18 protein-coding genes are annotated in these 19,882 nt (G+C 48.8%); 8 read left to right on the forward strand and 10 right to left on the reverse strand.

The genetic code is table 11. From position 1 onward, the window contains the following. Positions 1-141: 141 nt before the first annotated feature. Genes pilQ through ACMXD4_RS21365 form a run of 5 tightly spaced genes read right to left on the reverse strand, consistent with a single transcriptional unit; the run spans position 142 to position 5,198 of the window. On the reverse strand, positions 142-2,385 hold the full coding sequence (gene pilQ / locus ACMXD4_RS21345; RefSeq protein ID WP_415879309.1) for a type IV pilus secretin PilQ: 2,244 nt from the start codon (positions 2,383-2,385) through the stop codon (positions 142-144). A 2-nt stretch (positions 2,386-2,387) separates the two neighbouring features. After that, a complete protein-coding gene (locus ACMXD4_RS21350; protein ID WP_101052641.1) occupies positions 2,388-2,945 on the reverse strand; it encodes a pilus assembly protein PilP in 558 nt (185 codons plus the stop codon). After that, positions 2,942-3,568 carry a type 4a pilus biogenesis protein PilO gene (locus ACMXD4_RS21355; protein WP_033156771.1) on the reverse strand — a complete coding sequence of 209 codons (627 nt, stop codon included), beginning with the start codon at positions 3,566-3,568 and terminating at the stop codon, positions 2,942-2,944. Before ACMXD4_RS21355 ends, ACMXD4_RS21350 begins: the two co-directional genes overlap by 4 nt. Next, entirely contained in the window at positions 3,565-4,137 is a 573-nt protein-coding gene (locus ACMXD4_RS21360) for a PilN domain-containing protein (RefSeq protein ID WP_033156772.1), read from the reverse strand. Before ACMXD4_RS21360 ends, ACMXD4_RS21355 begins: the two co-directional genes overlap by 4 nt. After that, on the reverse strand, positions 4,137-5,198 hold the full coding sequence (locus tag ACMXD4_RS21365) for a pilus assembly protein PilM (RefSeq protein WP_020483743.1): 1,062 nt from the start codon (positions 5,196-5,198) through the stop codon (positions 4,137-4,139). Before ACMXD4_RS21365 ends, ACMXD4_RS21360 begins: the two co-directional genes overlap by 1 nt. 210 nt (positions 5,199-5,408) lie before the next feature. On the opposite strand from ACMXD4_RS21365, the gene ACMXD4_RS21370 reads away from it, so the two are divergent. Then, positions 5,409-7,772 (forward strand): penicillin-binding protein 1A, encoded by a 2,364-nt coding sequence (locus ACMXD4_RS21370; RefSeq protein ID WP_415879310.1) that lies wholly within the window; start codon positions 5,409-5,411, stop codon positions 7,770-7,772. A gap of 71 nt (positions 7,773-7,843) precedes the next feature. Here ACMXD4_RS21370 and rpmE read toward each other — a convergent pair whose 3' ends face one another. The 3 genes from rpmE to nhaD form a co-directional block, all read right to left on the reverse strand. Continuing rightward, positions 7,844-8,044 (reverse strand): 50S ribosomal protein L31, encoded by a 201-nt coding sequence (gene rpmE / locus ACMXD4_RS21375; protein ID WP_081607938.1) that lies wholly within the window; start codon positions 8,042-8,044, stop codon positions 7,844-7,846. 308 nt (positions 8,045-8,352) lie between these two features. Beyond that, complete coding sequence (locus ACMXD4_RS21380) at positions 8,353-9,732, reverse strand: AmpG family muropeptide MFS transporter (protein WP_415879311.1); 1,380 nt, start codon at positions 9,730-9,732, stop codon at positions 8,353-8,355. 262 nt (positions 9,733-9,994) lie between these two features. Further along, on the reverse strand, positions 9,995-11,302 hold the full coding sequence (nhaD, locus tag ACMXD4_RS21385) for a sodium:proton antiporter NhaD (RefSeq protein ID WP_225587310.1): 1,308 nt from the start codon (positions 11,300-11,302) through the stop codon (positions 9,995-9,997). A 212-nt stretch (positions 11,303-11,514) separates the two neighbouring features. Here nhaD and ACMXD4_RS21390 point away from each other — a divergent pair, with 212 nt between their 5' ends. Together ACMXD4_RS21390 and ACMXD4_RS21395 are read left to right on the forward strand one after the other, a co-directional pair. Further along, on the forward strand, positions 11,515-13,167 hold the full coding sequence (locus ACMXD4_RS21390) for a nitrite/sulfite reductase (RefSeq protein ID WP_415879312.1): 1,653 nt from the start codon (positions 11,515-11,517) through the stop codon (positions 13,165-13,167). Continuing rightward, a complete protein-coding gene (locus ACMXD4_RS21395) occupies positions 13,154-13,609 on the forward strand; it encodes a DUF934 domain-containing protein (protein WP_033156777.1) in 456 nt (151 codons plus the stop codon). The genes ACMXD4_RS21390 and ACMXD4_RS21395 overlap by 14 nt, the downstream gene beginning before the upstream one ends. Positions 13,610-13,719: 110 nt before the next feature. Here ACMXD4_RS21395 and ACMXD4_RS21400 read toward each other — a convergent pair whose 3' ends face one another. After that, positions 13,720-15,084 carry a S41 family peptidase gene (locus ACMXD4_RS21400; RefSeq protein WP_415879313.1) on the reverse strand — a complete coding sequence of 455 codons (1,365 nt, stop codon included), beginning with the start codon at positions 15,082-15,084 and terminating at the stop codon, positions 13,720-13,722. 37 nt (positions 15,085-15,121) lie between these two features. After that, on the reverse strand, positions 15,122-16,354 hold the full coding sequence (locus ACMXD4_RS21405) for a murein hydrolase activator EnvC family protein (RefSeq protein ID WP_415879314.1): 1,233 nt from the start codon (positions 16,352-16,354) through the stop codon (positions 15,122-15,124). Positions 16,355-16,723: 369 nt separating this feature from the next. On the opposite strand from ACMXD4_RS21405, the gene ACMXD4_RS21410 reads away from it, so the two are divergent. The 5 genes from ACMXD4_RS21410 (at position 16,724) to mraZ (ending at position 19,879) form a co-directional block, all read left to right on the forward strand. After that, positions 16,724-17,035, forward strand: coding sequence for an ArsR/SmtB family transcription factor (locus ACMXD4_RS21410; RefSeq protein ID WP_415879315.1), 312 nt, complete (start codon positions 16,724-16,726; stop codon positions 17,033-17,035). A gap of 35 nt (positions 17,036-17,070) precedes the next feature. Then, on the forward strand, positions 17,071-17,505 hold the full coding sequence (locus ACMXD4_RS21415) for a rhodanese-like domain-containing protein (protein WP_171697288.1): 435 nt from the start codon (positions 17,071-17,073) through the stop codon (positions 17,503-17,505). A gap of 32 nt (positions 17,506-17,537) precedes the next feature. Continuing rightward, positions 17,538-18,011, forward strand: a complete 474-nt coding sequence (gene secB, locus ACMXD4_RS21420) for a protein-export chaperone SecB (RefSeq protein WP_171697287.1) — start codon at positions 17,538-17,540, stop codon at positions 18,009-18,011. A gap of 5 nt (positions 18,012-18,016) precedes the next feature. Then, on the forward strand, positions 18,017-19,018 hold the full coding sequence (gene gpsA / locus ACMXD4_RS21425; protein ID WP_415879316.1) for an NAD(P)H-dependent glycerol-3-phosphate dehydrogenase: 1,002 nt from the start codon (positions 18,017-18,019) through the stop codon (positions 19,016-19,018). A gap of 393 nt (positions 19,019-19,411) precedes the next feature. Beyond that, positions 19,412-19,879: a division/cell wall cluster transcriptional repressor MraZ gene (gene mraZ / locus ACMXD4_RS21430; protein WP_026147052.1), complete on the forward strand. Its 468-nt coding sequence runs from the start codon at positions 19,412-19,414 to the stop codon at positions 19,877-19,879. The last annotated feature ends 3 nt before the right edge of the window (positions 19,880-19,882 follow it).

The following is a 19,882-nucleotide window of genomic DNA, read 5'->3' on the forward strand; positions in this document are numbered from 1 at the left end:
GTTCGTAACGATTATCGGGTGAATGCGGAATATAGCATAGCCGACAGCTTAAAAGAACGAACGCAAGACAGCCAACCAATCTCGGCAAGCCACAAAAAAAGGGGCATGAAGCCCCTTTTTGTCGCTAGGCCAGACGAAGACTCACTTTATCGTCATCGACTCTTTCACCACTTTAGGCGTAATAAACACCAACAACTCCTTTTTGGTATCGTTTTTTACACTTTTCTTGAACATCCAGCCAATCACCGGCAAATCCGACACCCAAGGCACAGTATTGTAGGATTCCTGAACAGTCGACTCATAGATGCCGCCCAACACCACTGTTTCGCCATCTTCGACTTGAACCTTGGTTTTCAATTGCCGAGTATCGATAGGTACCGTTGCGTTACCGCCTGTAGCCAAAGGTGTTCCCGGCGAATCTTTTTTGATGTCGAGCAGCATGATAACACTGCCGCTTGGCGTAATCTGCGGCGTGACATTCAGCTCCAACACCGCATCGACCAGTTCCGTCACCGGACCAGTTGCCTGGCTTTGGGTTTGATACGGAATCTGCACACCTTGTTTGATAGAGGCTTGCACCATGTCGCTAGTCATTACCCGCGGATTGGATACCAACTCGCCTTTACCATCGTCTTGCAATGCACTGATCTCTAGGTTCAAAAGATAATCCGCTCCGCGTGCCAAGGTCAAGGCCAAAGCACCTCCGCTGGAAGCTGCCAATGCAGATCCCAAATCCGACAGAATTTGCGAATTTTCGCTGGTTTCCGCACCACTGGCCGTCATTCCGTATTGCGTTCCGCTATTTACGTCGGCTTTATGAGCCACCCCAAATTTGGTACCCAAGTTCTGCGCAAACGAAGTATCCGCTATGACGATTCGCGATTCGATCAACACTTGGCGCACAGGCACATCCAATAGTTTGATCATTCTGCGTACATCTTCCATAGCCTTTGCCGTATCCTTGACAATCAGCGTATTGGTTCTGGCATCGACAATCGCCGTACCGCGTGGCGATAGCAATCGCATACTTGCTGGACCGCTACCTTGGCTATTCTGGCCGGAACCGGCCTGTTGTGACGCGACGGAACTCCCGCTACCACCGCCGCAACCACCACCTCCGCCACTGCTTGCACCTGCACCGGACTGACCACCTTGCGAGCTATTCCCCACCCCCATTAATACACCGCAAATCTCCCCTGCTTTTGCGTAATTGATCTGAATATTTTCGGTTTTTAACGGTTCCAACTCTTCGAATATTTTTTTCGAATCCAGCTCCTCCTGCTCGATTTTCATGATCTCAGCAACCGGCGCCACCATCACCACATTGCCGTTCTGTCTTTTTGCCAAGCCTTTGGATTTTAAAATCAACTCCAAAGCCTGATCCCAAGGTACATCGTTTAATCTAAGCGTGACATTGCCCGCGACCGAATCAGCAGCAATGATATTCAGCTCGGTAAAGTCGGCCAGAATTTGCAACACCGAACGCACTTCGATATCTTGAAAATTCAATGACAACTTATTGCCGATATACGGGAATTTTTCTTTTTGCTGCGCTTCTTTTTCCGCCGGTGTCAACGGCCGAAACTCAACCGTCAATAAATTATCGGACTGATAAGACGAGTAATCGTAATTACCATTGTTGGGTGTTATGACAATGTTGACACTATCGCCTCTGGGAGAGGCTTCGATTTTTTGTACAGGCGTCGCAAAGTCCGATACGTCAAAACTTTTAACCAAAGACTCCGGCAACTTGGTGTTTAGGAAACTTAAAACCACTTTACCGGCATTTTGTTTAGCATCGACGACAGTATTTGCCGCAGATAAACCCAGTAGCAAACGTCCCTCACCGTTTGGCCCGCGTCGAAAATCAATACTTTTTATGTTTTGTTCCGGCAAAAATTTACTAATCACCGAATCCTTCGCGACAGGCGCTTGCTGTACGGCTCGGTTTACCGCAGCAACGGTCCCGCTGGACTTCAACACCACATAAAATTTATTGCCCTCGATTTTGGTTTCATAAGGCACTTTTTCTACCAAATTGATAATAACCCGAGTCCGCCCCGAAGCCTCAACCACATATACCGTGCCTGCAGCACCTTGATTGATCGGAAAGCTTTTTTTTGCCAGATTACTTTTTACGCCGGCAAAGTCCAATGCGATTCTGGAAGGGTTATCGGTCTGGAAGATTTTCGGCTCCACTATCGGACCATCCATTTCCAGTTGCACTTGCACTTGGTTTCCAGCCAAGGTGGAAAACTCCAAGTTGTTTATCGCCCCATCATCAGCGTGCACCAGCGCAACATGCACAAAACAACTCAGCAACACTGAACACCAGAAACCGAAGCCGGCCACTTTCCATCCGTTTTTATTTTGTTTAATACTCATTTCTATAACCCTTTTTCATCGGCCAATGCTAGTGAAGACTGTTGTTCGCGCCAAGTGCCCGGTTTATCAGGTACGATTTCCATTAGCTCTATTTTGTCGTCAAGAATACGCAGTATCTTGCCGTAATTTTGCCCCATGTGATGCCCAACCTGGACGCGGTGGATAGTCCCATCTCTAGCTCTTACCAAACCCCAATAGCCTTTGTCGTTACGTAGCGTTCCAACCATGCGCAGACTGTCCAGAGGGTAGGCTTCCAACTCTTCCTTCCGGCGTTCTATATCAGGTCTAATACCGTTGATACCGGAGACGTCGACATTGCTATCGTCATCTTTTCTTTCAATTGACCTAAACGGATCCCTCAATCCATCGGGCTTGAATATAAACGATTCAACCACTTTAATTTCAGGCAAGGGTTCGATAGCAGACTTGGGACGAGCTTTTACCTCTTCAATATATTTGGTCAAGTCGCTGACATCGTCGCCACCGCATCCGACCATCCCAACCAAAAGCAAACTCAACATCGGCAGGGTCGGAAACACTTTCACACCGACGCACCTCATTGTCCTCTCCTTTTCTTAGCAGCCGGTCCGCCAGCGGCTTGCGCTGTTTCGCCCTCGTTATAGGTTTTTATCGTTGCCGTCATGCTCATACCATCTTTGCCTTCTTTACCCATCGGCGTCATGACCACATCGTGCACCGTCACAATCCGGGGTAGGGAAGCCAAACCGCTGACAAATAATCCCAGCTCTTCATACTTCCCGACGACATGGATACCAATTGGTAATTCAGAATAAAACTCTCTGTTAATTTCGGTACTGGGTTGGAACAATTTAAACTCTAGGCCACTTGCCAATCCGGTTTGGGAAATATCCACCAATAAACTGGCAACTTCAGCTTTGGTAGGCATCTGCTTCAACATCTCACCTAGCGACGCTTCGATTTGATCCAGCTGATCGCGGTAATCCTGGAGATTGACAGCCTTTTTTTGCTTAACTTCAAACGCACTTTTCAAACTCTCTTCTTGTTTTTCAAGCACATCCAATTCATCCAACTGCGGCACCGTCACAAAGTAAATGCCAGCCGCCGCTGTTAATACCGCAAACATAAGAATGACGATGATTTTTAGTGGCGTTGGCCAGCTGCCCGCCGAATTAATGTCCCAATTGATTTCAGACAAATTCATTTGACGGCTCCTGGTTGAGGCTTATCGACCTTCTTACCTTGCTTGGCAGTTAGGGTGAAGTCATTCATCTGCCCATCTTTCTTACCCTCGCCCTTGATAACAGTCAGTACCGAGGTATTCATCCACGGCGAGTTATCGATAGCCCGCATATAAGCGGACACCCGCGCATTCGATTCCGCCTTCCCATCCAGCGTCAAAACCGCTCCTGCCTGGGCAAACTTCGTCAGGTAAATACCATCTGGCGTGGTTTTGGCCAATTCATCGAATAAATGCACCACCTCGGGACGGCTTTCCTGCAACTTTTGGATGACTTCAATTTTGGTCAATAACCGGTTTTTCTTATCTTCAATTTCTTTGATTTCTTGAATTCGCTTATCCAAGATGGCTATTTCGTTTTGTAGTAGCGTGTTTCTGCGGGTCTGATACTCTTTGATCCCTTCGATATACATATAGACCACGACCAAAATCAGTGCTGTCACCAAAATACCGGCACCAATACCCGCCACAAAATCCTGCTGCTTTTTTTTACGCAGCTCTTCTCGCCAGGGGAGTAAATTAATTCTTGCCATTAATCGAAACTCCTTAGCGCTAAACCGCACGCTATCATCATCGCAGGCGTATCGTTGCTCAGACTTTGCGGTTTGACCCGATTAGAAAGCGCCATATTGATAAATGGATTGGCAATGTAAGAAGGGATGCCAAGGTCGCGTTCCACCAATTTGTCCAAACCCGCGATTGACGCGCAACCACCGGCAAGTACCAAGGCATCGACGCCGCGATTGGCGCTAGAGGAAACAAAGAATTGCAACGATCTGGCGATTTGCTGCAACATGGCTTTTTTGAAGGGCTCCAGCACATCCGTGACGTAATTGTCCGGCAAGCCGCCGTGCTTTTTGGCCAAACCGGCTTCTTCATACGACAGGCCATAGCGGCGCTGAATCTCTTCAGTTAGCTGTTTTCCGCCAAAGCCCTGCTCCCGGGTATAAACAGTTTTACCTTCATGCAGAATGTTCAGAGAGGTCATGGTTGCGCCAATATCGGCGATGGCGACAGTCATATTGCCGGCACCTTCCGGCAACTGATCGGCCAACAAGGAAAACGCATTTTCCATCGCGAAAGCTTCCACATCGACGACGACAGCCTTCAGGCCGGCATAGGCCAGCGCAGCCACCCTGTCTTCAATGTTTTCCCGCCGAGAAGCCGCCAGCAACACATCAACCATATCCGGGTTATTTTTGGTGATGCCCTGGACTTCGAAATCGAGATTGACTTCGTCCAGCGAATAAGGAATGTACTGATCCGCTTCTACCATGATCTGCTCCTCCATGTCCCTATCAGACAAGGAGGCGGGCATCGAAATGATTTTGGTCATCACCGACGAACCCGCAACCGCAACGCTCGCCTGCTTTGCCCGAGTACCGGATTGCTTGACCGCCGCTTTTATTACCGCGCCGATTTGCTCTATATTGGTGATGTTCTTATCGACTATCGCATCTTGAGGTAAGGGCGCCACCGAGTAACTTTCTACCCGGTAACGAGCACCGACCCGGCTCAATTCCAACAATTTAACCGCAGCTGTACTAATATCCACACCCAGCACAGCCGACGGATTCCTGCTCAACCAGCTCATGAATGAACCCTTTTTAGATCGAATATGATTGAATTTGGCTCAAGCATGCTCAGACGAGGTGCAGAACCCACATGGGTCAGAAGTATAGTAGGTTTTTTTAATTTCATCCTCTTAGATAAACCACTTTATAAGTAACTTTAGGTTGTTCCTATTATCAAAAGGGTTTATTTTGACCGGCAATTTGTATTTTAGCAGTGCGTTTGAATTTCAGTGCCCATTAAGAAAGCTCCCAAACCCAAGTCTCTGATCAAGACACTTTTTAAGTGGCTGGCCTTCTTCTTTTTCGCTTTTATCGGCACATTTCTGATCGCCACTTATTTTTTCCTAATCGAACTCGATAAGGAACTGCCGGACATCGACCAGTTACAACATGTTCAATATCAAATGCCGTTGAACATCTACAGCCAAGACAAGCTATTGATAGCTCAGTTTGGCGAGAAGCGCCGAATCCCGATCAACATTGAGCAAGTACCGCCGCTATTGATCAAGGCGTTTATCGCTGCGGAAGACGACCGCTTTTACAAACACAACGGCGTGGATTTCAAAGGCCTGCTGCGAGCGGTAAGCCAATTAGCCCTCACCGGCAAGAAGCGCCAAGGCGGCAGCACCATCACCATGCAAGTTGCCCGCAATTTCCTGCTGAGTAACGAAAGAACCTATTTACGTAAGCTCAAGGAGATCATTCTTGCCCTGAAAATAGAGCGGCAATATTCCAAAGATCAGATTATGGATCTTTATTTGAACAAAATTTATATGGGCCAACGTGCCTATGGCGTCGCAGCGGCCGCGCAAACCTATTATGGTAAAGATATTTCCGAGCTAGCCCTTCACCAGCAAGCGATGATTGCCGGTTTACCAAAAGCACCATCCATTTACAATCCGATCACCAATCCTCAGCGTGCCATAGAGCGGCGGAATTACGTGTTACGCCGAATGCTGGATTTAAACTATATAAGCCAGCGCGATTACGAAATTGCTGTACAAACATTAGATAACGCGGAGATCCAGCCGATAAATGTGGAGCTACAATCGCCTCACATCGCGGAAATGGTTAGACAGGAAGTCATGTCCAAGTATGGCGAAACCGCCTATACCTTGGGTTTGAAAATTTTCACCACCGTCCCTAGCCAATTTCAGTTAGCCGCAGAAGACGCTTTGCAAAAAACCTTGCATGAATATGACGAGCGCCACGGCTATCGCGGTTTTCCACATAAAAATACACAAAAAGGCGGCGCTCAACTGACCGACAACGTTATCGGAGACACTCGGCAAGCCCTGATAACAGCAGTGGCCGATTCCGGGGTTACCGCAAGACTTTATGACAACACACAGATTGTCATCGCCTGGAAAAATATTGAATGGGCAAGACCTTATCCGGAAAAAAATATTGGCTCCGCCAAGGCTTTTCTTAAACCGAACGACATCATCTGGGTTAGAGAATTAGCAAAAGACGAATGGGCGCTGACGCAGATTCCGGGAGCTGAGGCTGCTTTCGTAGCACTCAATCCTAACAATGGCGCGATTCTGGCACTATGCGGCGGCTTTGATTTTTATCACAGCAAATATAACAGGGCTACACAGTCCAAACGCCAACCGGGCTCGGGATTCAAGCCTGTTATTTATACTGCCGCCCTGGAGAAAGGCTTCACCGCGGCCAGCATCATTAATGACGCGCCCATCGTAATCGAGGACCCTTCGCAAGAAAACGACTGGCGTCCGGAAAACTATAGCCGCCGCTTTCTGGGTCCGACATCATTGCGGGTTGCGCTCCGGGAATCAATCAATCTGGTCTCAGTGCGATTGCTGCAGGAAATCGGAATACCTCAGGCAATCGATACAGCCATGCGCTTTGGTTTCGATAAAGAACAATTACCCGGCACACTGTCTCTGGCCTTAGGTAGCGGCTACGCCTCACCGTTGCGCATGGCGTCGGCCTATGCCGTATTTGCCAATGGCGGCTTTTTGGTAAAACCCTACCTCATCGAACGCATCGAAGATCACAAAGGTAACCTGTTATTCCAGGCCAACCCACCCCTGGCGTGTGCCGATTGCCCCGACCAAGACCCACCGTCACCAAACCGCGCGCCGCGCGCTATTTCAGCAAAAATCAATTTCCTGGCAAACAGCCTGCTAAGAGATGTTGTACAGCGCGGCACGGCAACTCAGGCCAAACAATTGGGCCGTAACGATTTGGCGGGTAAAACAGGCACCACGAACGAACAGAGAGACGCTTGGTTTAACGGTTTTGCTACCGATATAGTGGCCTCTGCATGGATAGGCTTCGATAATTCATTACCGCTTGGACATGGTGAGACTGGCGGCAAAGCCGCCTTACCGATGTGGATTAAATTCATGAAGGCCGTACAACAAAACTTCCCGGAAAAACCATTAACGCAACCAGCTGGGATAGTCCAGGCTTACATCAACCCAGCAGACGGGTTATTGCTAGATCAAGAAGCGAGGGGAGGCATTTGGGAATATTTCAGTGAAGAAACCGTACCAACGGCAAAATCGGCACCAAAAGCTGAAGAACCCGAAGAGGATGAATTATTTGCAGAAGAAGCGTTATTTTAAAACACTTCGCATAACTGGGAAGAATCTGGCCGCCAGTTGACCGACGGCCGAACAAGACTTCTCGAAAACTATTATTTTCCGAATTTTTTGCGGAATTTATCAACACGACCCGACGTATCAACGACGCGCTGTTTACCGGTATAAAACGGATGGCAAGAAGAACACACCTCAATGTGTAAATCAGAAGCCAGCACAGAACCGGTTTGAAAAGTATTGCCGCACCCGCAAGTAACGGTAATTTGTTTATATTCTGGATGTATTTCTGGTTTCATAGCGCTCACATACCCGTTCCGGGCTACATACTTGATAGAGAACTGCTTATGATACGATCTCGGCAAGCAATCTGCAACACAAAAACAAAGTTAAACACTAACTTAGCGCCTCAGACCATCACCACCACTCACCAGTCCGTGTCAATAACATTACTAAAACCCTACAGTCCACCTGAGCCTTGAAATCTCCCTCAATAACGGCATCACGAACAGACGCTCAGAACAAGGATAGCGCTTTTAAAAACCTACTTACTATTTCGTGTAATTTGCTATCAAATCAGGCGCTATCGATACTTTGGTCACAAGAACTATCGCTTGATGTTCTGCACGCGCCAAAGCAGCAGCAACAGCAGCAGCGGCGGTAATGCGGTCAGGCCAGTAGCCACAAACGCAGTAGCATAGGCACCGGGTAACCCGTATATGGGCGTGAGCGTTTCGACCGCAACCCCGGAGAATCCTTTCAGGAATTTGCCAAGCAAGGCGTAAGTTGACGACAGCATGGCGTACTGAGTGGCGGTGTAGCCCAAACTGGTCAGGCTCGACATATAAATTACCAAGGCGACGCCCGCGAAGGACTGGGCAAAAGCGTCGAGCGTCATGACTGCGGCGAAAATCGCTGTGTCAGCGTTGACGCTGAGCAAGGCGAATGCCGCCGTGCCACACCCCTCGAACACAAGCCCCGCGATCAGCGTTGGTAACAGGCCGAATCGCACGGCACTGAGACCCGCCGAGGCAATACCGAAAAAGGTTGCAACCAGCCCGAACGAACCTCGCACCCAGGCCACCGTGTCCTTAGAAAGCCCGAGATCATGATAATACGGGTTGTACATTGGCCCCATCACGAAATCAGGCAGGCGATAGAGCGCCACCATCAGCAGCATAAGGAGTCCTGCAACCTTGTGATTGACGAAAAAGTTGATAAACGGGCCGATGATCGCATCGGCGAGGCCGCGCAAGGTCCATAGCGGAGACTTCTGGCGCCGCACCACATCAGCGCGGGCTGGCTCAGAGGCACACAGGGTTGCCACGGTGCAAAGTGCCATCAATACCGCCATGGCAACATACGACATGCTCCACCCGACACGGGCCGCCGCAGCAATGATTAAGGCGTCAGTAATAATGAGAGCGACACGGTATCCGACCTGCGCTGCCGAAGTCATCAACCCCGCGTCGGCGGCGTCGGACGCGGATTCGATACGCCAAGCGTCGATGGCGATGTCCTGCGTGGCTGACGCGAAGGCCGTCAACAACGCGAAGGTACCAATAGCTGCCAGCCCGCCTGCCGTCCCGACACCGGCCATACCCAGCAGACCGATGGCGATCAAAATTTGGCACAGCAGTATCCAACCGCGACGACGCCCCAGACGGCCCAGCAGTGGCACATCGATATGATCCACCAGCGGCGACCAGTACACCTTAAAAGCGTACGCAAAGCCAACCCAAGACATGAAGCCGATGGCAACCAGGCTCGTGCCGTCATCCCGCAGCCAGTAGCCGAAGGTATTGGCTGTCAGCAGAAAGGGTAGGCCCGAGGCAAAGCCCAGCGCCAGCATGACGGCCACCTTGGGCTGCTTGAGCTCATGAAACACTTCCAAAGCGGAGCGCTTGCGGCGCACAGCGGGGGTTGATTGGGTTGCCGGCGACGGCTTATCAGCCGAATTAGGGGGGACGTGCGTCGGTGTGCTCATGCAGGAATAGTACTTTAATCGAGTAAGGCCCTACGCCCACCAGAGTAAAAGAGCCTATAACCAACAGATAATCCTGTCCATCGGCCAGCCAAACCGATACAGGCGAAGAAACCAACTAGAAAGGAAGTCCGGCTGAAACCGAGAAATACCACACTCAGAACACGCCACTGCGTAAAAGTAGAGAAAGCGCTACGCCAACTATTAATAGTCTTTGTCACGCGCCTTCCCTTACTTTATTGCAGTTCTATCAAAAATCGACGAATTAACCGTTGATCAGATAGTGGGTAACGATACTCGCCGCATAGCCTGCAGCAATAACCGGCGTCCATTTCAAGTGACTGAAGAAGGTGTATTTGTGATTGGATTGCCCCATCAACGCTACGCCTGCCGCAGAACCCACCGAGAACAATGAACCACCCACACCGGCAGTCAACGTCACCAACAACCATTGATACAAATCCATATCCAGATTCATATTCAGTACCGCGAACATCACCGGGATGTTATCAACTATTGCTGAAATAATACCGACCAGGATGTTGGCGGTGGTTTGACCCAAGCCGTCGTACATCGCGCCGGACAACAATTCCAGGTAACCGATATAACCTAAACCACCTACCGCGAAGACCACACCAAAGAAGAACAGCAACGTATCCCATTCAGCTTCCTTTACACGATCAAATACATCAAGATGCACCGCATCAGCCGAGGCGAAGCGCATCTTTATGTAGTAGATGAATAACATCAATATGGACAACCCTGCCATCATGCCCATGAATGGTGGCAAATGCAGAAATTGTTTGAAGCTGACGGCCAAACCGATGGTAACGCCGAACAAACCGCAAACCACCCAACCACCGGGCTTCAATTCAACAGCAGCCTCGTTGGTTGCTTTTGGCTGACCACTTGGAATCGCTTGCGCCATGAAGAAGGCGGGCACGACGAAATTGACGACAGAGGGAATGAACAACTTGAAGAAATCGAAAAACTCAGCATAACCGGCTTGCCACACCATCAAAGTAGTGATGTCACCGAATGGGCAAAACGCGCCACCGGCATTTGCCGCGATCACCAAGTTGACGAAACCGATAGAAACGAATTTTTCGTTATCCGCGCCCACCGCCATCACCACGGCGCCAACCAGCAGAGCAGAAGTCAGGTTGTCAGCTACCGAAGACAGGAAGAAGGTAATGATGCCGGTGATCCAGAACAATTGCTTGTAGCCAAATTGTTTACGAATCAACCAGGAGCGCAGCGCTTCAAACACATTACGTTCCGCCATGGTGTTGATATAGGTCATCGCCACCAGCAAGAACAACATCAACTCTGCGTACTCTTTCAAATCATGTTCGAAAGCTTTATGCAGTTCTTCACCGGAAACACCGGCCTCTTGAGCCAATATCGCCACATGCCCCCAAATGACAGCAGCGGCAAAGATAACCGGCTTGGATTTACGCAAATGCGTAAACTCTTCTGCCATCACAAATCCATAGGCCACCAAAAAGATCAGAACGGTATAAATGCCCCGCTCCGTTCCGGTTAAGCCGAGATTGTGAAACTCTTCAGCCATGGCGATTTCCGGCAAAAACAGCAAGCCGGCCAAAATTAACAGTAAGCGCAACAAGATAGCCCCCTTTATCCTCTATGTTTTAGTCATTATTGAAAGCGGAAAAAACTAACCGGGCATGTTATCACCATACAATATTCTTTGTCATTTAATCCCGGCCAGTATATTATTCAGATACCTAGCAAAATAGTATGTAAACCAAGCATCGCCCTTAAATGTATCAATATAACAAGCAAGATCAAACACTTATCGAAGAGCGCGTTAGCGAGTTTCGCGGTCAAACCCAACGCTTTTTAAGCGGAGAACTCGGCCCCGACCAATTTAGAGCCTTGCGGCTGATGAACGGTTTGTACGTGCAAACCCATGCGCCGATGCTCCGTGTCGCAGTACCTTACGGACTGCTTTCGTCCAAGCAATTACGCAAACTGGCATCGGTAGCTCGCGACTATGATCGCGGCTATTGCCATTTCACCACCCGCCAAAACGTACAGTACAACTGGCCTGAACTTAGTCGAGTACCCGACCTGCTCGCCGAACTGGCGACCGTGCAAATGCACGCCATTCAAACCAGCGGCAACTGCCTGAGAAATACCACCTCAGATCCCTTAGCGGGCATCTGCAAAGATGAGATCGAAGATCCACGACCCTACTGCGAAATCATTAGACAGTGGACGACACTACATCCGGAATTTGCTTATCTGCCGCGCAAATTCAAGATCGCCGTTAGCGGTTCGGCGCATGACCGCGCCGCCGTGCAATTCCACGACATCGGCGTCTACATAGTCAAAAACGATGCAGGCGAAATTGGCTTCAGAATTTTGGCCGGCGGCGGCCTGGGCAGAACTCCCATCATTGGTCAAACCGTTAGACCTTTTCTGGAAAAACAACACCTATTATCGTATCTGGAAGCGATCTTACGGGTCTACAACCTATTCGGCAGACGCGACAACAAGTATAAAGCGCGCATCAAAATCCTGGTCAAAGAAACCGGATTGGAGAAGTTTACCGCCATGGTCGAAAAGGAATGGCTGCGCATTAAGGAAGATATGATCCTGAGCAACGAACGCATTGAGGAAATCAAAGCGCAGTTTTTACCACCCGCTTACGATCCCAGCGCTGCGGATGACAACGCCCTGACCGCGCAGTTGGCCGACAACACCGATTTTGCAAAATGGTTTAAATACAATACCGTCGAACACAAAATCGCCGGCTATCGCGGCGTCTACGTTTCACTAAAAGCCCCGGATTCTCCTCCTGGCGACATGACTGATAAACAGCTTGAAGCGGTAGCCGATTTGGCTGACCAATTCAGCTTTGGCGAAATTAGAAGCACTCATAGACAGAATTTGGTCTTGGCTGACGTGAAACAAGCCGACCTGTTTACAGTATGGCAGCAACTAAACGCCATCAAATTGGCTACACCCAACATCGGCACCGTCACCGACATGATCTGTTGCCCGGGCCTGGATTTTTGCTCGCTGGCCAATGCCGGCTCTATTGGCGTAGCAAAGGAACTCAACGAAGCATTGGATGATTTGGATTACATACACGACATCGGCGACATCAAAATTAATATGTCTGGCTGCATGAACGGCTGCGCCCATCAAAGTGTCGGCCACATCGGCATTCTGGGCGTCGATAAACATGGTGAGGAGTGGTATCAAATCACCTTGGGCGGCTCTTCTGAAAACGAAGCAGCGATAGGCGAACGCCTGGGACCATCAGTTCCCAAAGACCAAATCACCTCGACCATCACAACGATATTAGACGTTTACATCAAGCAACGCCTTGAAGACGAAGCATTTTTAGAGACCGTCAAGCGTGTTGGCCTGGAACCATTCAAAGAAAGAGTTTATGCAAATCATTAAAGATCGACAGTTGGTAGAAAACACCTGGACTTTTGTTGCCGACGACAATCCGTTACCAGAAAATGGTGACATTACAGTCACATTAGCGCGTTGGCTGACAGATAAAGAACAACTACTCAAACGCTCCAGCCAAACCGGCGTTCGGCTCATTCCCAGCGATCAAATTGAACCGCTGACTAACGACTTAAGCAAAATTGGCGTGATAGAACTTAATTTTCCGATATTCGGCGATGGTAGGCTTTTTTCGCAAGCACGCTTACTAAGGAGCCGCGACGGCTATCAAGGGGAAATTAGAGCCGTCGGCGATTATCTGCCTGATCAGGTATTTTATTTGGCGCGGGTGGGCGTGAATGCGTTTGAGTTTTCTGACCCAAACCATATTCAAGAGGCTCTGGCAGCCATGAACAATTTCTCAGTACGCTATCAGGCATCGACAAACTAAGCCAAAACCGGCGACTTGTCTTAAGTACCTGACAAGAAACAAAAGCCACACAATAAAAAACCCGCTTGACGAATATCGTCAAGCGGGTTTTTCTTTGCCCTATATCTGAGCTACTTTTTCATAATGCTGATACCTTTCAGCAGATTCAACGCTTCATGCAAAGGATAGTCGCGAATTTCCGCTTCTGAAGATTCGTTGGTATCGCCATCTTTTTCAGACGGGTCTTTCGCATCATCTTTATCCTCTTCTTCGGATTTTTTCTCCGGCTTCGCGTTACCGTTAGTCAAGTGGTGCGTCAGATCGGCTTCTTTAATCGACTCGATCTTAGCTTTTTCCAATGATTCCAGCTTAACTCTCGCCAAAGTCACATCAGGCTCGATGCCCTGCGCCTGAATTGAGCGACCGGAAGGCGTGAAGTAGCGGGCTGTAGTCAATTTCACCGCGGCACCGTTGCTGGTCGGCAGAATGGTTTGCACCGAACCCTTCCCGAAAGATTTTTCACCCATGATGATGGCTCGTTTGTGATCTTGCAACGCACCAGCAACAATTTCGGATGCCGATGCCGAACCGCCATTAATCAACACCACAATCGGCGCACCATTAATAATGTCATCCGGTGTTGCACTAAAACGCATTTCTGAGTTTTTGATTCTGCCTTCGGTGTAAACGATCAAACCGGACTCGATAAACGCATCACTGACATCAACAGCAGCATTCAATACACCGCCGGGGTTATTACGCAAATCCAGCACAATACCTTTCAGTGGGCCTTCGTTTTCTTTTTTCAGCTCGTCGACCGCATCCAACAAACCTTGACCGGTACCGGATTGAAAACTACTGATCCTCAAGTAACCGTAATTTTTTTCCAGCAGTTTGATTTTAACACTTTTGACTTTGATGATGTCGCGGGTCAAGGTAAATTTAAGCGGCGCTTCTTCGCCCTCCCGAACCACAGTCAACACGATGTCGCTACCTGGCTCGCCACGCATAATTTTGACTGCGTCGGCCAGAGTCATGCCTTTAACCGGCTTGTCATCCAAGCGTACAATCAAATCGCCCGCCTTGATGCCGGCGCGCTGAGCAGGTGTATCATCAATCGGCGAAACGACTTTAACAAAGCCATTTTCCATACCCACCTCAATTCCCAAACCGCCGAACTGACCAGTGGTGCCTTCTTGCAACTCTTTATATTCTTCGCTAGCCAAATAAGCCGAGTGCGGATCAAGGCCGGACAACATACCGCGAATCGCATCTTCCAACAGTTTTTTGTCGGATACAGGCTCGACATAATCCTGTTTGATACGCCCGAATATCTCGGTAAATGTCCGCAACTCATCAAACGGCAAAGCCTGTAAATCATCTACTTTGGTCGAAACAGGTGCTTCCTTTTCCGCCAGGACACTGCTGCACAAACTCAGCGTCGCACCCAAAATAAACCCGACCAATAAAATCACTATATTTCTGTTTTTTAGCATGTGTTTTAAAACTCCAACAACCTGTTCCTGTAAATGATTAACCCTTGCCCGGCTTACGGCACCATTGCTCGGGATCTATGGGCCGACCTTGTTTCCTGATGCCGAAGTACAATGCCGCATCAGCACGCCCCCCGCTACGCCCAACCGAAGCCAATGTCTCACCGGCTCTAACATGCTCTCCCACGCTTTTATGCAAGCTTTGATTGAATGCATACAAACTCATATAACCCTTACCGTGATCAACAATGATCATCAAACCATAGCCCCGCAACCAATCGGCGTAAACAACTCTCCCGGCATTGACCGCATGAATATCGGCACCTTCGCGAGCGCTAATCACCACGCCGTCCCAGGTTGTTTCATAGCGGCGACTGCCGAAACGATCCATTATCGCCCCTTGCACCGGCCAAGGCAGCTTTCCTTGCAACTCGGAAAAAGAAAGACCCGTCGGTTCGCGAACAGGATTGACTTCGGATTTTTTTGGCGGCTCGGGTTGTTCGACAGGCTTTTCGTGCTTATCAAGCACGCGCTCCGGTGCAACCGCAGGTTCATTATCATCAGTTTTCTGCAATGATGCTACCAAGGCTTGCAATTTTTTCTCGTCACGCATCAAGCCAGCCAGTAGGGCGCTTTTCGACACATAATCATGCTGAATGTCGGCAAGCAAGGCTTCTCGCTGTTTTTTCAGCGTCTGCATCGCCTCGGTTTCTTGTTGTTTCTTGTCGAGAGACACTTGCAATAACTGAGTTTCCGTGTCTTTTTGAGCTTCCAACTGCCGCAAAACCTTGAAATCCTCAGCCATGGCCTGAAGCTTTTGCAAGCGGGCCTTACTGATGTAATCGTAGTAAACCAACATGCGACTCGATACCGCGGGATTACGTTGGTTAAGAATAACTTTCAGCCCTTCTTTATCGCCACCCATCGCATAAACCGACTTAATCAGCCCCTCAAGTTCCTTCTCCTGACTACGCATGTCTTTTTGCGTGGCAACGCTTTTATTCCGAACTTCCTGCAATGCCTGTTCTTGCTGCCTGATTTCAGCTTTGATAGCTCGCAGACTATTCGCAAGCTCCCCGTATTGCCGCTCCAGCTTTTGCAACTGCTCTAACAACCGAGACTTTTCAACCCCCAGGCTTTTGACGTCATCGCCAACTTGCTGGATTTGCGATTTCACTTCTCCCAAGCTACGGGCATTTACGGGATCGCCCTTAGCCGGCAATGCGCAGACAATCGCAATCCAAGCGATCAAAAAATATTGGTAAACACGCATCAACTAGGCTACCAGCAATAACCGTCCAATCATTTCCGCGGGGAGCAGCGATAACGGTTTTGCTAGACTGACCATTTATTACAGACTCCAAACATTAGTTTTGCGGGCGTTAAGGCAGATAAAATTTGGCCTAGTCAAAAAACGAGCCAACCCAAGCAGCTCCGAGCTATTTTCCCAAGCCTCTAGCCGAGGGTATTGAACAATAAAGCCCACTCTGTTAGATTTGCTCACCTTTTATTGCGTTAGCGCAAGCGATTAAACCCACTTGCGCCGTAGCGACATTATACCAGCACAAGGATGTCGTCATAGTTCGAAAAGTACCATTGCTCTCTCACTGCTCTTAACTTTTGCCACAATCATCGTTATTAAATGGAAGACAAAAACGATACCATCCTCTACGACGACAACGATATTAATCGGGCCGCGCGCTGCTTGAAAGCGATGTCTCATCCGTTGCGCCTGAAAATCCTTTGCGTACTCGGCAATAACTCGATTAGCGTACAAGAGATCGTTGAGCAAGTTGGCACGAGTCAAAGCAATATTTCCCAGCACTTGGCAATACTGCGAGACAAGGGCATTCTCGATTACAAAAAAGAAGCCAATCGGGTTTACTATTTTATCGACGATGAGCGTGTAACACACCTGATTCAAATGATGCGCAGCGTTTTTTGCAGCACGTAAACAGCATTCAATAACCACTAAAATAAACCCACGCGATGGACCAATATATAGAATTTGCCACCAATCACTATTTGCTAGCATTCTCGCTGGTATGCGTTATTTTTTTGCTAATCCAGGATTTGCTCGCGAACTCATTCAATAAGTACGAAAGCATTTCTCCGTTGATTGCAGTCACCAAAATGAACAGTGACGATGTCGTTGTGCTTGACGTGCGAGAAACCAACGAATTCGCCAAAAGCCACATCGAAAACGCGATCAACATTCCCTTAGGCAAAGTAGAAGAACAACTAGGCTCTCTGGAAAAGCATAAAAATCATCCTATGATCGTGACCTGCCAGACTGGCGCCCGCTCGGTAGCCGCTTGCAAAACACTGACCAAAGCTGGATTTGAGCATGTATTTAACATGACGGGCGGCATGCAATCCTGGGAAGATAACAAGCTCCCCATCAAAGTCAGCAGTAAAAACTAAAGATTAATCAACCACCTTAACAAGTAATCATCATGGCCGAAATCAACGCATCCAGCGAAAAGCAGTTCGCGATTCAAAAGATCTATACCAAAGACATTTCTTTTGAAACCCCCAATGCTCCAAAAATATTCACGCAAAAGTGGGAACCCGCGCTGGATCTTAATCTCGGCACGCACGTCCAACCCATCGAAAACTCGATGTACGAAGTATCGCTGACATTAACTGTCACCGTAAAAATTGCAGACACAACGGCCTATTTAGTTGAAGTCAATCAATCCGGAATTTTTTCAATAGCCGGTTTCAGCGAACAAGAAATGGGACCAATGCTAGGCAGCTTTTGCCCCAACGTCTTGTTCCCTTATGCGAGAGAGGTCATTTCCGACCTAGTGAATAAAGGCGGTTTTCCACAGTTAATCTTGGCGCCGGTCAATTTCGACGCATTGTATATGCAGCACCTGCAACAAGCGCAAACCCAACAGGAACCTGAAGCGAAAACGCTAAATTAAGCGGAATGCCACCATCTATCAGTATCCTTGGTGCCGGCTCATGGGGAACCGCTTTAGCGGTACAGGCAGCCAGAAATGGCTGCAATACCCTGTTGTGGGGCCATAATCCCAAACACATAGCCGCATTAAAGCAAACCGGCGAAAATGCACGCTATTTACCCGGCGTCCATTTTCCAGAAAACCTGCAATTCACCGACAATCTTGCGGAAGCCGTGGGGTTCAGCGCGGTATTGCTTATTTCGGTCCCCAGCCACGCCTTTAGGGACTTATTGGCGCAAATCAAACCCACGCTCAGTGAAAGCTCTCGCATCGCATGGGCCACCAAGGGTTTCGATTCCCAAAACGGCGCCTTGTTAAGCGAGGTGACGGCGCAAATACTGGGGGCGAATATCGAATGCGCAGCACTCTCCGGCCCCACATTTGCCCAAGAAGTAGCCGCAGACCTACCGACCGCACTCACCATCGCCTCTAACTCGGAAGGCTTCGCCACCCAACTTAGCGAACGATTGCACAACCAACGATTTAGGATCTACACCAGCAACGATATTATTGGCGTTCAGGTAGGCGGAGCCTGCAAAAATGTTTTGGCAATCGCGGCAGGCATAGCCGACGGCCTTGGCTTTGGCGCTAACACACGGGCAGCACTAATCACTCGCGGTCTAACGGAAATTATGAGACTAGGCATCAAGCTTGGCGGCCAAGCCGACACTTTTATGGGCCTAGCCGGTCTGGGCGACCTGATTTTGACTTGTACCGACAATCAATCCAGAAACCGCCGCTTTGGCTTGGCATTAGGCCAAGGCAAAGACCAAAGGTACGCATTAAGCGAAATCAATCAGGAAGTCGAAGGTGTATCCGCAGCCCGAGAAGCGCACCGTTTATCGCAAAAATACGGTGTCGAAATGCCAATCACCGAACAAGTTTACAAAGTCTTATTCGAACAACTCTCCCCCAAACAAGCCGTCCAAAACCTGCTGACACGCGATCAAAAGCCGGAAAGTTTGTAAATCTCGTCTGAAATAGCCCAACGAACTCAATCTAAGGGCTCTACCACTATTTATCCCAAACCACAGCCGCCAATCTTTTGCTCAGAAAAACCAGCCTTACCGCTAACCGTCCAAACAGCTTGCTACAGCAAACCGCGTGCAAAAAGTGAGAATTAGCACCTAATAATTGCAATTCACATCAAAAACCATCATTAACTTTTTGATACAAATCATTTTTACTCGAAACCCTCGCATATACCGCCTAATACGCACCAATCCTGCGTAAGTCCTTGTAGAAAAAGAAAGAATTTAATTTAAATGCCTCTTGACTAAGCACCCGTTGAAAACTATAGTGGTGCAAAAGTGATGTAAAGTGGTCAGAAATGGATTTTTTTGGAATTTTTGAGGTTCATCTTGTTTCGAGGCATAAGTTCAATCAGTTTGGATGCGAAAGGACGCATTGCAATTCCTACCCGCTATCGGGAGGAGTTACAGGAGTCCTGCGACCGCCAAATGGTTGTGACCGTTGCAGTTGACGACAAATGCGTCGGCGAACCGGGTTGCCTATGGCTATACCCGTTACCGGAATGGGAAAAGCTCGAACAAACCATCAGCAAACTACCGACATTAAACAAAATGGCCGGCAAGCTGCGGCGTTTTGTGATCGGCAATGCCTCGGAATGTGAAATGGACAGCCAAGGACGCCTGCTGCTACCGGAAACCCTTCGGGAGTTTGCCGGCATGGAAAAACACATCATGCTGGTGGGCCAGCTCAACAAATTTGAAATATGGAACGAAGCAGCCTGGAAGGCCAAAGAACAGGAATGGATGGACGGTAACGACACAGAGGGCCTTGAAGAACTTGGCTCGCTGTCGTTTTGACGG

This window comes from Methylomonas sp. TEB, from assembly GCF_047777895.1.
Lineage (GTDB): Bacteria > Pseudomonadota > Gammaproteobacteria > Methylococcales > Methylomonadaceae > Methylomonas.

Coding starts and splice junctions, on each gene's coding strand:
- ACMXD4_RS21400 (WP_415879313.1), bottom strand. CDS start 15,084: ATGCTAAAAAACAGAAATATAGTGATTTTATTGGTCGGGTTTATTTTG.
- pilQ (WP_415879309.1), bottom strand. CDS start 2,385: ATGAGTATTAAACAAAATAAAAACGGATGGAAAGTGGCCGGCTTCGGT.
- ACMXD4_RS21410 (WP_415879315.1), top strand. CDS start 16,724: ATGGAAGACAAAAACGATACCATCCTCTACGACGACAACGATATTAAT.
- ACMXD4_RS21355 (WP_033156771.1), bottom strand. CDS start 3,568: ATGAATTTGTCTGAAATCAATTGGGACATTAATTCGGCGGGCAGCTGG.
- rpmE (WP_081607938.1), bottom strand. CDS start 8,044: ATGAAACCAGAAATACATCCAGAATATAAACAAATTACCGTTACTTGC.
- ACMXD4_RS21350 (WP_101052641.1), bottom strand. CDS start 2,945: ATGAGGTGCGTCGGTGTGAAAGTGTTTCCGACCCTGCCGATGTTGAGT.
- ACMXD4_RS21380 (WP_415879311.1), bottom strand. CDS start 9,732: ATGAGCACACCGACGCACGTCCCCCCTAATTCGGCTGATAAGCCGTCG.
- ACMXD4_RS21365 (WP_020483743.1), bottom strand. CDS start 5,198: ATGAGCTGGTTGAGCAGGAATCCGTCGGCTGTGCTGGGTGTGGATATT.
- ACMXD4_RS21390 (WP_415879312.1), top strand. CDS start 11,515: ATGTATCAATATAACAAGCAAGATCAAACACTTATCGAAGAGCGCGTT.
- ACMXD4_RS21405 (WP_415879314.1), bottom strand. CDS start 16,354: ATGCGTGTTTACCAATATTTTTTGATCGCTTGGATTGCGATTGTCTGC.
- ACMXD4_RS21360 (WP_033156772.1), bottom strand. CDS start 4,137: ATGGCAAGAATTAATTTACTCCCCTGGCGAGAAGAGCTGCGTAAAAAA.
- ACMXD4_RS21395 (WP_033156777.1), top strand. CDS start 13,154: ATGCAAATCATTAAAGATCGACAGTTGGTAGAAAACACCTGGACTTTT.
- nhaD (WP_225587310.1), bottom strand. CDS start 11,302: ATGGCTGAAGAGTTTCACAATCTCGGCTTAACCGGAACGGAGCGGGGC.
- ACMXD4_RS21415 (WP_171697288.1), top strand. CDS start 17,071: ATGGACCAATATATAGAATTTGCCACCAATCACTATTTGCTAGCATTC.
- secB (WP_171697287.1), top strand. CDS start 17,538: ATGGCCGAAATCAACGCATCCAGCGAAAAGCAGTTCGCGATTCAAAAG.
- gpsA (WP_415879316.1), top strand. CDS start 18,017: ATGCCACCATCTATCAGTATCCTTGGTGCCGGCTCATGGGGAACCGCT.